Source organism: Pseudomonas sp. LPH60 (assembly GCF_030718165.1).
GTDB classification, from domain to species: domain Bacteria; phylum Pseudomonadota; class Gammaproteobacteria; order Pseudomonadales; family Pseudomonadaceae; genus Aquipseudomonas; species Aquipseudomonas danubii.
In genome coordinates this window covers 693,343-706,528 of record NZ_JAVAJH010000001.1, presented here as the reverse complement: position 1 = coordinate 706,528, position 13,186 = coordinate 693,343, and the positions used below count along the sequence as shown (strand labels likewise).

Below are 13,186 nucleotides of genomic sequence, written 5' to 3'. Positions count from 1 at the left end.
ACCATGCAGACCACCCTCAGCCCCGAGGCCCGGCAACTGCCCCGGGCAGCCGAAGCCGAGCGCATCCTGCGCAGCTGCGTGCACTGCGGTTTCTGCAACGCCACCTGCCCTACCTACCAGTTGCTGGGCGACGAACTGGACGGCCCCCGCGGGCGCATCTACCTGATCAAGCAGGTGCTCGAAGGCGCCACCGCCACCGCACAGGTCCAGCAACACCTGGACCGCTGCCTGGAGTGCCGCAACTGCGAAACCACCTGCCCGTCCGGAGTCGATTATCACCACCTGCTGGACATCGGCCGCGCCGTGGTGGATGCCGCCCTGCCCCGGCCCGCCGGCCAGCAACTGCTGCGCCGCGGGCTGCGAGCCCTTAGCGCCAACCCGCAGCTGTTCAAGGCCCTGATCCAGGGCGGCAGCCGCCTGCGTCCGCTGCTGCCCCAGGCGCTGCAGGACAAGCTGCCGCGCCAGTTGCCCAGCGCCAAGCCGCGTCCGCCCCTGCGCCATGCACGGCGCGTGCTGTTGCTCGAAGGCTGCGTGCAACCGGGGCTGTCGCCCAATACCAATGCCGCGGCGGCGCGAGTCCTCGATCGCCTGGGCATCAGCGTGCAGCCGGTCGCCGAGGCCGGCTGCTGCGGCGCCGTGGACTATCACCTGGACGCCCAGGAAGCCGGCCTGCAGCGCGCCCGACGCAACATCGACGCCTGGTGGCCGCACCTGCAACAGGGCGCCGAGGCGATCATCCAGACCGCCAGCGGCTGCGGCGCCTTCATCAAGGATTACCAGCACCTGCTGGCCCATGACCCGGCCTACCGCGACAAGGCCCGGCAGGTCAGCACCCTGGCCCGGGACCTGGTGGAAGTGTTGCGCGCCGAACCCCTGGAGCAGCTCGGCGCCCACAGCGAACAGCGTCTGGCCTTCCACTGCCCCTGTACCCTGCAGCACGCGCAGAAGCTCGGCGGCGCTGTGGAAAGCCTGCTGCAGCGCCTGGGCTTCAACCTCACTGCGGTGCCCGACAGCCACCTGTGCTGCGGCTCGGCGGGCACCTATTCACTGACCCAGCCGGCGCTGGCGCGGCAACTGCGGGACGACAAGCTGCGGGCCCTGGAAAGCGGCCAGCCGGAGTTGATCGTCACCGCCAACATCGGCTGCCAGACCCACCTCGATGGCGCCGGCCGCACCCCGGTCCGCCACTGGATCGAGGTGCTGGAAGACGCGCTGAGCTGAGCTAAGCGCCAAGCTCCGAGCTGGAAGCTGGAAACTTGTGGCGTGTGGCCTGCGGCCTGCCACTTGCAGCTCAGGGCCGTGCCTTGCTGCGGTACATGAACAACAGCGCCAGGGCCAGGCACAGCAGCGCCAGCAGGCGGTTGGACGACAGCTCGATGGCCGGGTTGCCGAACCAGCCGAAGTTGTCGATCAGCATGCCCATGGCCAGTTGTCCGAGGATCACCGCCACCGTGGCCACCGCGGTGCCGACCCGGGGCACCGCGCCGACCATCACCAGCATGTAGACCACGCCAAACAGCGCGCCAGTGAGTTGCCATTTCGGCGCCTGCAACAGGCTCATGGCCTGAGGGGGCTGGAAAAACACAATCAGCAGCCCGGTGATCAGGGCACCCACGGCAAAGGTCAGCAGGCTGCTGCGCAACACCCCCACGCTTTCACCCAGGCGGCCATTGATCGCCGCTTGCACACTGAGCACCGCACCCGCAGCCACCACCAGGACCAGCAAAAGAATCAGGTTCATGTTCAACCTCGGGCGATCAGGATCAGGGCCACGACAATCAGCACCAGGGCCAGCCAGCGTTCGCCATTGACCGGCTTGCGGGCGCTGCCGAACCAGCCGAAATGGTCGATCAGCACGCTCTTGCCCACCTGCCCGGAGAGGATCGCGATCATGGTCATGGCAATGCCGATATGGGGCGTGGCCAGGGTCAGCACCACCACGTAGATCGGTCCCAGCACCCCGCCGAGCAATTGCCAGCGCGGCAGTTGGCTGAAGGCCGGCCCCGGCTGCGGACCGCTGAACAACAGCAGCAGAAACAGCAATGCCGTGCCCACGCCGAAGATGCTCAAGGTCGCCCACAAATGCCCGACCTGGGCGCCCAGCGGGCCGAGCAAGCCGGCCTCCACCGACAGGCCCATGCCCGCCAGAATCACCAGGGGCAACAACATCAAGCGCTGCCAGCCAGCGCGGGGTTCAACCTGGGCCGCCGGAGTCGGCAGCACTGGATCTAACACATTGGAGGACATACAACACCTGCTTGGGGATCAAGGAATGGCGGGCATTATCGATTGCGCCCTCTTTGCGATAAATGGGAGCATGCCGACAACACCTTTGCGTAAAACGCACAGCAAGGATTTCCTATGCAAGGCTTCAACGACCTGGGCTTCAAGGCCCTGCGCCTGTTCATCGCGGTGCTCGACCAGGGCAGTTTTTCCGCCGTGGCACGCCGCGAGGGGCTGGCGCCTTCGTCCATCTCGCGGCAGATCCAGCTCATGGAACAGGCCCTGGGCCAGCAGTTGCTTTATCGCCACACCCGCGCCGTCAGCCCCACCGAGGCCGGGCGCTTGCTGGGCCACCATGCGCGGCGGGTGCTGGCGCAATGGGAAGAAGCCGAACAGGCGCTGCAGGAACAGCAGGACGAACCGGCCGGGCTGGTGCGGATCAATGCTCCGGTAGTGTTTGGCCAGCGACACCTGGCGCCCTGGCTGGGCGAGCTGCTGGGCCGCCACCCCAAACTGCAACTGGAGATCCAGCAGACCGACAACTACATCGATCCTTTGCAGGACGGCACCGACCTGCTGTTTCGCATCGGCACCCTGGAAGATTCCTCGATGCAGGCACGCCTGCTGGCCCCGCAGCGTTACCGGGTGGCGGCCAGCCCCGCCTATCTGGAACGCCATGGCACGCCACAGCACCCGCAGCAGTTGCAGCAGCACCAGTGCCTGGCCTACAAGGGCGAAACCGGCCAGCAGCGCTGGTTCTTTCGCCGGGGCCGGGAAGACTGGACGCCCTACAGCGTCAAGGGCCCCCTGACCGGCAACCACGCCGACACCCTGACCCAGGCCGCCGAACAGGGCCTGGGGCTGGTGATGTTTCCTTCCTGGCTGATTGGCGAGGCCCTGCATCAAGGCCGCCTGGTGGCCTTGTTCGACGACTTCGACGTGGCCACCAGCCTCGAGCCGCAGCAGATTGCCGCCCTTTGGCCCGGCAGCCGGCGCCTCTCACTGAAAGTGCGCACGGTGATCGACTTCTTCGTCGAGAAATTCGGCCCGGAGCCCTATTGGGATCGCCGCGCCCCCGCCCCGTAACCCTAGGAGCTGGCTTGCCAGCGAAAGCGCCGGCAAGCCCTGCACAAGACTCAGCGGCCCCTTCGCCGGCCAGCCGGCTCCTACAGGAAGAGTTGAGCGATCAGCCAGGCGTTGGCTGCGCTAATGACAGCAAACAGGCTCCAGGCGAGGATCCGCGTCGGCCAACGGTTGACGAATTCGCCCATCAGGCGCCGGTCGTTGGTCATGCGGATCAGCGGGTACAGGGCAAACGGCAGTTGCAGGCTCAGCACCACCTGGCTCAACACCAGCAGTTGGCCCACTGCGCCATCCCCCAGCAGCCAGACGCCAATGAACGCCGGGATCAGCGCCAGCCCGCGGGTGATCAGGCGTCGTTGCCAGCAGGGAATCCGCAGGTTCAGGTAGCCCTCCATGATCACCTGCCCGGCAATGGTCCCGGTGAAGGTCGAGCTCTGCCCCGAGGCCAGCAGCGCCACGCCGAACAGCACGCTGGCCAGGGCTCCGCCCACCAGCGGATCGAGCAGGTGGTAGGCATCCTGGATCTCCACCACGTTGCTGTGGCCGGTGTTGTGGAAGGCCGCGGCGGCGAGGATCAGGATCGCCGCGTTCACCAGCAGCGCCAGGGCCAGGGAGCCGATGGTGTCGATGCGCGCCAGCTTGATGGCGTCGGCACGACTGGCCCGGTCCTGGCCGATCAAGCGGGTCTGCACCACCGAGGTGTGCAGGTAGAGGTTGTGGGGCATCACCGTGGCGCCGAGGATGCCAATCGCCAGGTACAGCGGTGCGGCGTCGCTGATGGCCGAGAGCGACGGGGTGAAGCCCCGGGCTACGTCCGGCCAATAGGGTTTGATCAGCAGCAGTTCAATGAAGAAACACACGCCGATGGTCGCCACCAGCGCCAGCATGATCGCTTCCAGCCGGCGAAAACCGCGGTTCTGCAAGGCCAGCACCAGCAAGGTGTCGAAGGCGGTGATGACAATCCCGGTGCTCAGGGACACCCCCAGCAGCAGGTGGAACGCCAGGGCACATCCCAGCACTTCGGCCAGGTCGGTGGCGATGATCGACACCTCGGCCGCCAGCCACTGGGCCCGGGCCGAACGGCGGCTGTAGCGCTCCCGGCACAGTTGCGCCAGGTCGCGCCCGGTGGCGATACCCAGGCGTGAGCACAGGCATTGCACCGCCATCCCCGCCAGGCTTGCCAGCAACACCACGAACAGCAGGTTGTAGCCATAGCGCGACCCCGCCTCGATGGCGGTGGCCCAGTTGCCCGGGTCCATGTAGCCGATGGAAATCAGCAACCCGGGGCCGGCAAAACGCAGCAGGCGCTTGAACAGCGAAGCGCTGGGATCGACGGACACGGAGCCCGCCACCTCCGGCGGACAAAAGGGGGCGGTGGCAACTTTCGGTAGGCTGAATTTCACGGGGATTTCCACGACGAATTGACGCAAGGGCTCAGCTTAGAGGTTTCAGCACAGCCACCCAAGCCTGATTTTTCACCCTGAAGGCGAGTATGCTGCTGCCACTCCAGACCCTTGCGACGCCTGCTGCAGGTATCGATTTCCCGCCCAAGGTGGCCCCGTGAACAGCGCTGCGACACCCCCCGAACCCGACACTCAGCCCCCCTTCCTGCAACCCGGCGACCGGGTGCTGCTGTTCGATGGGGTCTGCAAGCTGTGCAATGCCTCGGTGCGTTTCGTCATCCGCCACGACCGCCAGCGGCGTATCAAACTGGCATCGATGCAATCACCCCAGGGCCAGGCGCTGCTGAAATGGTTCGGCCAGCCCACCGAGCAGTTCGACAGCGTGCTGCTGATCGAGGACCAGGGGCTGTCGCAACGCTCCGAGGCCTTTATCCGCCTGATGGCGCAACTGCCTGCCCCCTGGTGCTGGCTGCGCCTGTTGCGCTGGATTCCCCGGCCGCTGCGGGACTGGGGCTACGACCGTATCGCCGGCAACCGCTACCGCTGGTTCGGCCGGCATGACGTCTGCCTGCTGCCCAGCCCCGACCATCACGGGCGCTTTCTCGACGACCCGTCCTGAGTCCGGAGCCGGCCAGCGCGCCTCAGCCGGGCTGACGGCGGAAGAACAGGGTCACCTGCCCCAGCTCGAAACCGAACTTGGTCATGTAGGAACGATTGGCCAGGGTGTTTTCGTCCAACAGGTACATCCAGTCATCGAAATGCACCTGATAGGTGGTGCCGTCCACCGGCAGGTTGAGCACGTAACGCCAGCGCAGGGCATTGCCGGAGACTTCGCCCCGGGCCTCGCCGACCACGTCGTCGGCGGTCCCGCGCCACAGACCGGGCCCCGTCGGGACCAGGGTCCAGATCCGGGTCTGGCGGGTGCCATCGCTGTAGGTAAAGTCCTCATGCATGATGAACTTCTCGCCTTCGCTGCGGCTGTTGATCTGCACATGGAAGCGCTTGATCACCTCACCGGAGCGCTTCTGGAACAGGCCCCAGGCCTCGACCCGGCCACTGAAGAACTGCCGCAGTTCCAGCTCGGGCTTCTGGTCACGGTACTGCTTGACGTCGGTGTCGCTGCAAGCAACCAGGCCAAGGCACAGCACCAGCAAGTATTTCTTGAACATGGAACATCTCCTGTGCTGCGCCCGCTATCGGCCCAGCAGTTGTGCGCGCAACTGCGGATTGCGGGTGCGCGGGTCGAGCCAGATGGCAAAGAACGCTCGGGCGAAGGCCTCGTCGTCGACCACGTGCTGCAAGCGCTGGTCGACAAAGAACTGCACCCCGCGACCGGGCAGGAACACCCCGGTGATGCGCTGGCCCGGTTCGACATCGACGAAGGCGCGCTGCATCTGCGCCTGCCAATCCTTGAGTTGCTCCGGGCTGACTGCAGTGCCGGACAAACGCTGGATCTCATCCAGGCTGGTCTGCACCAGCTCGTCACGACGGATCGTGCGCCGATAAGTCAGCTCCAGGGCAAAGGGGCTGTCGGCCGTCAACGGCAAGGCCGTGCCCCAGAGCCGGGCGTTGTAGACCTTGAAGCCGAACCAGCTGAACTCACCGCTGCCCAGCAGCCGTGCATTGGGCAGCGACTCTTGCCAGCCGGCACTGGCGGTGGCGCTGAACAACACCAGCAGCCACAACAACCGCGCCGCGAGCACTCGCCGGATGCTGTTCATTCAAGACCGCCTGGGCAACAGCTGGAGAAATTCCTGGCGGGTACTGGCGCAGTCGCGAAAGGCCCCGAGCATCACTGAGGTGTTCATCAGCGAGTTCTGCTTCTCGACCCCGCGCATCATCATGCACATGTGCCGCGCCTGGATGACCACCGCCACCCCGGCCGCCCCGGTCACTTCCTGGACCGCCTCGGCAATCTGCCGGGTCAGGTTTTCCTGGATCTGCAGGCGTCGCGCATACATGTCGACGATCCGCGCCACCTTGGACAGCCCCAGCACCTTGCCGGTGGGGATGTAAGCCACATGGGCCTGACCGATGAAGGGCAGCAGATGGTGCTCGCACAGGGAATACAGCTCGATGTCCTGAACCATCACCATCTCGTCGCTGGTGGAACTGAACAACGCGCCGTTGACCAACTCTTCGAGGCTGGTGTCGTAACCGTGACACAGATAACGCAAGGCCTTTGACGCTCGCTGCGGGGTATCGCGCAGGCCCTCGCGGGATGGATCTTCACCCAGCCCCTGAAGAATGCAGTGGAAATGCTCGGAGAGAGGATCGTACATGGCGCACAGGTTCCGCAAAGTGAATGAGGCGGGCAAATCCTTGCACGCGCCAAGGGGAAAAAGAGGGCCCCGAGGTGACCAACCACACAACTGGCCCAGCCCTGATTCCACCAGGGCTTGACCTCGGGAACCCCAAAGTGTGGAGAGTGACAGCCTGGACAGCTAAAACTGGCCAGTGACCACCTCATCTCACACTGAAAAACCTATACGAGAATTTCATTTTTGTACAACTTTTATCGATTAAAACCCGATAAAACCCGTAAATACTTGTACAAAAAACTCAAAAACCGATTCAGCCTCATTATTTCGTACAAGAAAAACCCGCACCAGCCTGCTCTCTCCGGTGCTTCGCTTTTTGCCAGATACACGTGCCAGATACGCGTCAGATGCAGGGTTGGATGCTAGGGTGGCGCACCGTTCATCCACCGAGCCCCCCCCCATGCTGCTGTTGAAACTGCTGACAGTTCCCGGATTCCTGCTGTTGATTTCCCTGGCGAGCAAGCGCTGGGGGCCGAATGTTGCCGGCTGGCTTGCGGGTTTTCCCGTGGTGGTGGGGCCGATCCTGCTGTTTCTGGCCCTGGAGCAAGGTCCGGTGTTCGCCACCCACGCCGCAGTGGCTGCGCTCTCGGCATTGTTCGCCATGATCGCTTTCAGCGTTGCCTACACCCATGCCGCGCAGACCCTGGCCTGGCCTGGAGCCCTGAGCATCGCCACCCTGGTCTGGGTGCTGCTGGCCAGCGTGATCGCCCAGGTCCCGCCCTCCCTGGGGTTCTCGATTTTCTGTGCCGCCAGCGCCCTGTTGCTGGCGCCCCGGGTGTTTCCCCGGGTCAAGACTGTGCCCGCCCTGCCCGGCACCCAGTCGGACAAGCTGGTGTACCGCATGCTCGCCGGGGCCCTGCTGACCCTGGCAGTCACCTTGCTGGCCAGCACCGTTGGCGAACGCTGGAGCGGCATGCTCGCAGTCTTTCCGGTGCTCGGCAGCGTGCTGGCGGTGTTCTCCCACCAGAGTCACGGCGTGGCCTTCACCACCGTGCTGCTGCGCTCGCTGAGCACCGGCCTGTATTCCTTTGCGGCGTTCTGCCTGGTACTGGCCCTGGCCCTGCCGAAACTGGGAATGCTCGCCTTTGGATTGGCAGTGGCTGTGTCAATGCTGGTGCTGGGTTTGAGCAAGCGCCTGTTGGCGCGAAGCACCATCAGTTGCGCCGCCAGACAACATCCTTGAACCGCAAATAAACCGGCACAAAACCTCGGCATACAGAGACTGGCGCCGAACTCAGGCACTCATGCATCATGCGTCGTCAGTCTTATGGAAGAGTGTGATGAGCAACATAGACCCCCCAAAGGCTTCATTGGCCTTGCGATCCTACTCCGGCCAGATTGAGCTGCATGACCACGACTATCACCAGATCGTGCTGCCGCAATCAGGCTCCATGGAGATAGAGGTCGATGGCCGTGGCGGCAAAGTCGACTGGAGCCAGGGCGTGATCATCCCGGCAGGTTGCTCTCATACCTTTTCCGCCAGTACCGCAAACACTTTCCTGGTCCTTGATGTTCCGCTTTCATCGCCCCGCACCCAAAAGTTCGAAGCTGAAACCATCAAGAGGCTCAACGAAAAAAGCTTCTTTCCGGTAAGACCGGAGATTCGTCACCTGCTTGACTACGCCACACGCAGCGTTCCATTGCTGACCAGCTCACCTGAGGTGGCTCAATCCTGGAGTACTTTGTTGATGTCGTCTCTGGTCCAGCCCCACAGCCACACCCCTGACCACGGACAGTTCACCCTGGCCAGGGCGCTGACCCATATCGAAAACAATCTGGACACTCATCTGACCGCCTCTGAAATAGCCCGAATCTCAGGCACCAGCGAACGACGCTTGTACATACTCTTCGAGCAACACCTGAAAACCACGCCTTTTGCCCATGTGACGCGGCTGCGCCTGGACTTGGCCATTGACCTGCTGCGCGATACCCGACTGTCGATCACGGAAATTGCTCATCGAGTGGGTTACGCAGACCAGAGCGCCTTGAACCATGCGCTGAAAAAAAACCGCAACCTGACACCGGCATCGGCTCGAAGGCGCACCATAACCTGCTGAAACATGCAGCCTGGAACAAGTATTAGGCAGCACAGGCCAATACCCGACCGACCGTCCTTCCTATCATCCCCGCTTCGAAACGCTCATCGGGCGGGACCCATGACACAAGCAACGACGTCTACCAAAACGCTCACACCCCCAAGATCTGCCGCCTCGGCAACCGCCATTGGGGTGATTGCCGTGTTTCTGTGGTCCTGCCTGGCCTTGCTCACCACTCTGACGTCAGGCATCCCGCCTTTTGAGTTGCTGGCGCTGAGCTTTGCCGTAGCCTTTCTGGCCAGCCTGGTCATTCTCGGGCTGCGAGGCGCAGCGGGCTTTCAAGGCTGGCGTCAGCCATGGAAGGTGTGGGCCACAGGCTTTCTGGGAATCTTCGGCTATCACGCGCTGTATTTCTTCGCACTCAAGGCCGCCCCCCCGGCCGAGGCCAGCCTGATTGCCTACCTCTGGCCCCTGCTGATCGTCTTGCTGGCCGGTGTCAGTGGCGGCCAGCGACTGCGCCCGCGACAACTGCTGGGAGCACTCCTGGGGCTCGCCGGTACGGCGTTCATCATGCAGCAACGCTCACAGTCCGGCGTGGCCAGCATGCCGATCGCTGGCTATGCGGCTGCCTTGCTCTGTGCCTTGGTCTGGTCGGGTTACTCGGTGATCAATCGACGCTTCAGCAACGTTCCCAGCAGCATCATCGGGGCAATCTGCGGCCTGGTGGCCGTGGCCGGAGCGCTTTGTCACCTGGCGTTCGAAACCACGGTTCAGCCTGACTACGGGCAATGGGCGGCGATCATCGGCCTCGGGCTGGGCCCGGTTGGCCTGGCGTTCTTTGCATGGGATCACGCGACCAAACACGGCAACCTGGCGAGTCTCGGCGCTCTTTCCTATCTCGCCCCACTGTTTTCCACCCTGTTGCTGATCCTGGTCGGCCAAACCCACGCCAACCCGATCCTGCTCATACCGGCGCTACTCATCATCGCTGGAGCGGTGATCGCTACCTCACGTCGACGCACCTCCGGCGCCTGATTCTCTGTACCAACAAGGAACTCAAAAAATGCATCTGATTGCCTCCCAAGGGGCTGAGAGGCTCGATCGTACCGGCCCGTTTTTTTCGGTAGCCCCCACCAGAGCGACCCTGCAGCATCTGGGGCTCCCCTCCCGAACGACCAGCCATAGCGCCACACGCCGCCGCTCCCATGGCGAAGCCCCAAGAGTGCTGCTATTCGTTCCGCCCTACACGCGCCTGGTCGAACCGGCACCGAAGGACAGCGCATTCACCCAAATCGGCATCGATACCTTTGAAGTGATGAAGCGTGCAGGTACTCCCATCGGCCTGCTGCGCATCGCTACAGTGGCCAGGCGCGCCGGTTACGACGTACAGATCATCGACGCCCCCTTCGCTGGCTGGGAACAGGAATCCCCCCTGGTGCAAGTCGATCAGGGACACCTGCTGCGCTACGGCCTGAGCGATGCGCAGATGCGCACCATCATCGAGACGGCACAACCCGATATCGTCGGCATCCAGTGCAACTACACCGTGCAATGGGGCAACGCTCGGGCGCTGGCGGATCTGATCAAGTCCATTGATCCCAACCTGGTACTGGTGACAGGCGGCGCGCACTCCAGCGGCGATTGGCAGAACGCGCTGCTGGACTCCGCATTTGATTTTGTCCTGATCAATGAAGCAGACCGGGCCTTCACCCTGTTGCTTGACGCCTTAAGCCATGACGGCGGCGACATTCATGCAGTTCCGGGGGTCGCCTATCGTGGCCAGCAGGGACAACTGGTTCGCCCGTCGCGCAAATCCAGCTACTTGAGCATTGTCCCTGGCCGCCAGGGTCTGGAGGAGCGTCTTGGGGTCATGCCCTTGCCCGACTTCAGTTTCCTGGATATGAACCACTATCTGCAGCCCTATCACTCCTCCGGCGCTCGGGTGCACAAACACGGCGCCTGGGCACAGATTTTCTCCACCATTGGCTGCAATGTGAACTGCAACTTCTGCTACATACCCAAGATCAACGGCCCATGGCGTGCCCTGGGGTTGGATTGGTTCGACCTGCACTTGGCGGACCTGGTCAGTCAGGGCGTGAGCGAGGTACTGATCGAGGACGACCACCTGATGCACGATCCGCTGTATGCCATGGAAGTGGGACGCCTGCTGAAAAAACACAACCTGCCCTGGGTCGAAGAAGGTGGTCTGAGCCTGTTCAATCTGGTGCTACTACACAAAGGAGAGCGCTTCCTCGCTGAGCTGGATGATCAGGAACTGAAAAGTCCGCAATACCGCAACGTCATCGCCGCGATCAAGGGCGGACTGACAGCCCGGCAGTTCATTCGCTCGATTGCCGAAAACGGCTGCTACAACATCTACCTCGCCGTGGAGAGTGCCAACGAGGAAAGCCTGATCAACTCCAACAAGTCGCGCTTCAACGCGATTCAGCAAGCCACCTTTGAAATCATCGAGATATTCACCGCGCACGGCATCCAAGTCACTGGCGGTTTCATGTTGGGCTTTGTCAATCCGCCCGCCACTCCGGGCGCCAAACCGTTTATCGAAAGCCTGGAATTGATAGAAAGAACCACCGACTACGCGGTCAGCCTAATGGGCGCGGGAATGGCCTACGCCAACCCGTTTATCGTGACGCCCATTCCTGGCACTGAAATGTGGGAGTACCAGCAGCAGTATGTGGTGCGTCACTACGACAATGGCTGGTCCCATGAGAAGGCCACGATGGCAACCGAGTTGTGGAGCGCTGAGGACATCGAAAAGGCCAGGCTGGAACTTCTAGTCCGTGCCAATGGCGCAGATCGAGTCAAAGAGATGGTTCGGCGCGGCACTTGGCCGGTCAATACGTAACCAGCTCCCCGAGAAGTAGAAACCCGATTGCCACTGTTCGGTGTCTTGTAAACCTCAAGAACCGAAACAGCTTGTGGTCATTGATCCACTACGAAAAATCCTTCTGGAGCCTTCTGTAACGACCGTGGGATGATGCGCACCCCTGATCCCATGCCCGGAGATTGTGCATGTCATCCTTCGCTAGAAAAGCCCTGGTCCTGGTGTTCGCCGCAGTGGCGGGCTTCGGTGCGCTGAACGCGGTTGCCGCCGACAAGTCCACGGCCAAAGCGGCGCCGGGAGAAAAAGTCTCAATGCTCGACGGCAAGCTGTCCTTCACCCTGCCCAAGGGCTTCAGTGCCTCGGCCCTGCCGGCCGGCAGCGAGGCCGACGGCACCGCGGGCGCCAGCGGCACTCTGTATTCCAACGCCACCACCCGCACCGTGGTGATCGCCGCGCAGAACAGCATTCCCAATGCGGCTCAGGTCAAGGACAACGACAGCGCCTTTCTCGATGCCGCGGTCAGCGGGTTCCTGTCGCAACAGGCCGCAGCGCTGCCGGACTTCAGCAAGCAGAGTGAAAAGAGCATGACCCTCAAGGGCCTCGGTGTGCGGCAGATCGACAGCACCGCGACCCAGGGCGGCGGCCAGACCCTGAACTCGACCCTGATCGCCGGCTCCGGCACCCGCATGGCGGTGATCCAGGTGATTTCCCGGGCCGCCGACAAGGCCGGCCATGCGGCGCTGATGAAGCACATCCTCGGTCAGTAGACCCGCTTCAACTCAGGGGGTGAGCCCAGCCCCCTCCAGGCCAAAGGCAGCAGCACCAGCACCGCCAGCCCGAACCCCGCCTGGGACAGGTAGAAGGTTTCCAGCCACTGGCTGTGGGCCGCCACATAGAAACTGTTGTGCACGACATCCAGCACGATGATCGCCAGGGTCAGCACCAACCCCCAGCGCGGGCGCACCCACAGCAGCAACGCCGCCAGCGGATCAAAAAAGGTCAGGGCGCCCCAGAAGGTCCGGCTGGCCAGGGGCGTGTCGACGCCATAGCCATAGTCCCAGAGCAACCCATGGTCCAGGGCGGCGCGCAGGTGATTGAAGCCGGCTGCCAGCAGGCACAGGGTGAACAGCAGGCGGATAGACACGGACACTCGGGACATGGACACATCTACTGTATGAGCCGGCTTGCCGGCGAGGGCGCGATGGCGGATCGAGGGCCGACGCAGCCGAGCGTTCCCTGGCAACCCAGTTGCTGCGCCTCGTCAGCGTCGCCCCT

At 63.2% G+C, this 13,186-nt stretch carries 15 protein-coding genes; 8 read left to right on the top strand and 7 right to left on the bottom strand.

Annotated features, from left to right (window positions below; translation table 11 throughout):
- Nucleotides 1-3 precede the first annotated feature (3 nt).
- Entirely contained in the window at nucleotides 4-1,221 is a 1,218-nt protein-coding gene (gene glcF / locus Q8O96_RS03190; RefSeq protein ID WP_305948337.1) for a glycolate oxidase subunit GlcF, read from the top strand.
- Between the two features lie 70 nt (nucleotides 1,222-1,291).
- Here glcF and Q8O96_RS03185 read toward each other — a convergent pair whose 3' ends face one another.
- Together Q8O96_RS03185 and Q8O96_RS03180 are read right to left on the bottom strand one after the other, a co-directional pair.
- On the bottom strand, nucleotides 1,292-1,741 hold the full coding sequence (locus Q8O96_RS03185; RefSeq protein WP_115582086.1) for a DMT family transporter: 450 nt from the start codon (nucleotides 1,739-1,741) through the stop codon (nucleotides 1,292-1,294).
- 2 nt (nucleotides 1,742-1,743) lie between these two features.
- Nucleotides 1,744-2,169, bottom strand: coding sequence for a DMT family transporter (locus tag Q8O96_RS03180; RefSeq protein ID WP_249735905.1), 426 nt, complete (start codon nucleotides 2,167-2,169; stop codon nucleotides 1,744-1,746).
- A gap of 192 nt (nucleotides 2,170-2,361) precedes the next feature.
- Between Q8O96_RS03180 and Q8O96_RS03175 the strand changes: the two genes are divergently transcribed.
- A complete protein-coding gene (locus Q8O96_RS03175; protein ID WP_305948336.1) occupies nucleotides 2,362-3,309 on the top strand; it encodes a LysR family transcriptional regulator in 948 nt (315 codons plus the stop codon).
- A gap of 80 nt (nucleotides 3,310-3,389) precedes the next feature.
- Here the strand turns inward: Q8O96_RS03175 and Q8O96_RS03170 are convergent, their stop codons facing one another.
- Nucleotides 3,390-4,709, bottom strand: a complete 1,320-nt coding sequence (locus Q8O96_RS03170; RefSeq protein WP_305948335.1) for an Nramp family divalent metal transporter — start codon at nucleotides 4,707-4,709, stop codon at nucleotides 3,390-3,392.
- 157 nt (nucleotides 4,710-4,866) lie between these two features.
- Between Q8O96_RS03170 and Q8O96_RS03165 the strand changes: the two genes are divergently transcribed.
- Nucleotides 4,867-5,328, top strand: a complete 462-nt coding sequence (locus Q8O96_RS03165; protein ID WP_102864129.1) for a thiol-disulfide oxidoreductase DCC family protein — start codon at nucleotides 4,867-4,869, stop codon at nucleotides 5,326-5,328.
- A gap of 22 nt (nucleotides 5,329-5,350) precedes the next feature.
- Here the strand turns inward: Q8O96_RS03165 and Q8O96_RS03160 are convergent, their stop codons facing one another.
- From Q8O96_RS03160 to folE, 3 genes are read right to left on the bottom strand one after another with little or no spacing between them, the layout of a single operon-like run.
- Nucleotides 5,351-5,878, bottom strand: a complete 528-nt coding sequence (locus Q8O96_RS03160; protein ID WP_102864128.1) for a DUF3833 domain-containing protein — start codon at nucleotides 5,876-5,878, stop codon at nucleotides 5,351-5,353.
- Nucleotides 5,879-5,902: 24 nt separating this feature from the next.
- Nucleotides 5,903-6,430, bottom strand: a complete 528-nt coding sequence (locus Q8O96_RS03155) for a chalcone isomerase family protein (RefSeq protein WP_115582084.1) — start codon at nucleotides 6,428-6,430, stop codon at nucleotides 5,903-5,905.
- The gene (gene folE, locus Q8O96_RS03150; protein WP_102864126.1) at nucleotides 6,431-6,991 is read right to left on the bottom strand and encodes a GTP cyclohydrolase I FolE; all 561 of its coding nucleotides are present in this window, start codon (nucleotides 6,989-6,991) and stop codon (nucleotides 6,431-6,433) included.
- 439 nt (nucleotides 6,992-7,430) lie between these two features.
- Here folE and Q8O96_RS03145 point away from each other — a divergent pair, with 439 nt between their 5' ends.
- The 5 genes from Q8O96_RS03145 (at nucleotide 7,431) to Q8O96_RS03125 (ending at nucleotide 12,678) form a co-directional block, all read left to right on the top strand.
- On the top strand, nucleotides 7,431-8,213 hold the full coding sequence (locus Q8O96_RS03145; protein ID WP_115582083.1) for a hypothetical protein: 783 nt from the start codon (nucleotides 7,431-7,433) through the stop codon (nucleotides 8,211-8,213).
- A 97-nt stretch (nucleotides 8,214-8,310) separates the two neighbouring features.
- Nucleotides 8,311-9,087 (top strand): AraC family transcriptional regulator, encoded by a 777-nt coding sequence (locus Q8O96_RS03140; RefSeq protein ID WP_305948334.1) that lies wholly within the window; start codon nucleotides 8,311-8,313, stop codon nucleotides 9,085-9,087.
- Nucleotides 9,088-9,186: 99 nt separating this feature from the next.
- Nucleotides 9,187-10,101 (top strand): DMT family transporter, encoded by a 915-nt coding sequence (locus Q8O96_RS03135; RefSeq protein WP_115582081.1) that lies wholly within the window; start codon nucleotides 9,187-9,189, stop codon nucleotides 10,099-10,101.
- A gap of 187 nt (nucleotides 10,102-10,288) precedes the next feature.
- A complete protein-coding gene (locus Q8O96_RS03130) occupies nucleotides 10,289-11,932 on the top strand; it encodes a B12-binding domain-containing radical SAM protein (RefSeq protein WP_242553918.1) in 1,644 nt (547 codons plus the stop codon).
- 167 nt (nucleotides 11,933-12,099) lie between these two features.
- Nucleotides 12,100-12,678 (top strand): hypothetical protein, encoded by a 579-nt coding sequence (locus tag Q8O96_RS03125; RefSeq protein WP_102864122.1) that lies wholly within the window; start codon nucleotides 12,100-12,102, stop codon nucleotides 12,676-12,678.
- On the opposite strand, the gene Q8O96_RS03120 is transcribed toward Q8O96_RS03125, so the two are convergent.
- The gene (locus Q8O96_RS03120) at nucleotides 12,672-13,070 is read right to left on the bottom strand and encodes a hypothetical protein (RefSeq protein ID WP_305948333.1); all 399 of its coding nucleotides are present in this window, start codon (nucleotides 13,068-13,070) and stop codon (nucleotides 12,672-12,674) included. The two genes, Q8O96_RS03125 and Q8O96_RS03120, sit on opposite strands and share 7 nt — an antisense overlap.
- Nucleotides 13,071-13,186: the final 116 nt, after the last annotated feature.

What these genes read in the sequence shown, in the direction of transcription:
- glcF (WP_305948337.1), top strand. Translation starts at nt 4, where the DNA reads ATGCAGACCACCCTCAGCCCCGAGGCCCGGCAACTGCCCCGGGCAGCC.
- Q8O96_RS03185 (WP_115582086.1), bottom strand. Translation starts at nt 1,741, where the DNA reads ATGAACCTGATTCTTTTGCTGGTCCTGGTGGTGGCTGCGGGTGCGGTG.
- Q8O96_RS03180 (WP_249735905.1), bottom strand. Translation starts at nt 2,169, where the DNA reads ATGTTGTTGCCCCTGGTGATTCTGGCGGGCATGGGCCTGTCGGTGGAG.
- Q8O96_RS03175 (WP_305948336.1), top strand. Translation starts at nt 2,362, where the DNA reads ATGCAAGGCTTCAACGACCTGGGCTTCAAGGCCCTGCGCCTGTTCATC.
- Q8O96_RS03160 (WP_102864128.1), bottom strand. Translation starts at nt 5,878, where the DNA reads ATGTTCAAGAAATACTTGCTGGTGCTGTGCCTTGGCCTGGTTGCTTGC.
- Q8O96_RS03155 (WP_115582084.1), bottom strand. Translation starts at nt 6,430, where the DNA reads ATGAACAGCATCCGGCGAGTGCTCGCGGCGCGGTTGTTGTGGCTGCTG.
- folE (WP_102864126.1), bottom strand. Translation starts at nt 6,991, where the DNA reads ATGTACGATCCTCTCTCCGAGCATTTCCACTGCATTCTTCAGGGGCTG.
- Q8O96_RS03145 (WP_115582083.1), top strand. Translation starts at nt 7,431, where the DNA reads ATGCTGCTGTTGAAACTGCTGACAGTTCCCGGATTCCTGCTGTTGATT.
- Q8O96_RS03140 (WP_305948334.1), top strand. Translation starts at nt 8,311, where the DNA reads ATGAGCAACATAGACCCCCCAAAGGCTTCATTGGCCTTGCGATCCTAC.
- Q8O96_RS03135 (WP_115582081.1), top strand. Translation starts at nt 9,187, where the DNA reads ATGACACAAGCAACGACGTCTACCAAAACGCTCACACCCCCAAGATCT.
- Q8O96_RS03125 (WP_102864122.1), top strand. Translation starts at nt 12,100, where the DNA reads ATGTCATCCTTCGCTAGAAAAGCCCTGGTCCTGGTGTTCGCCGCAGTG.
- Q8O96_RS03120 (WP_305948333.1), bottom strand. Translation starts at nt 13,070, where the DNA reads ATGTCCCGAGTGTCCGTGTCTATCCGCCTGCTGTTCACCCTGTGCCTG.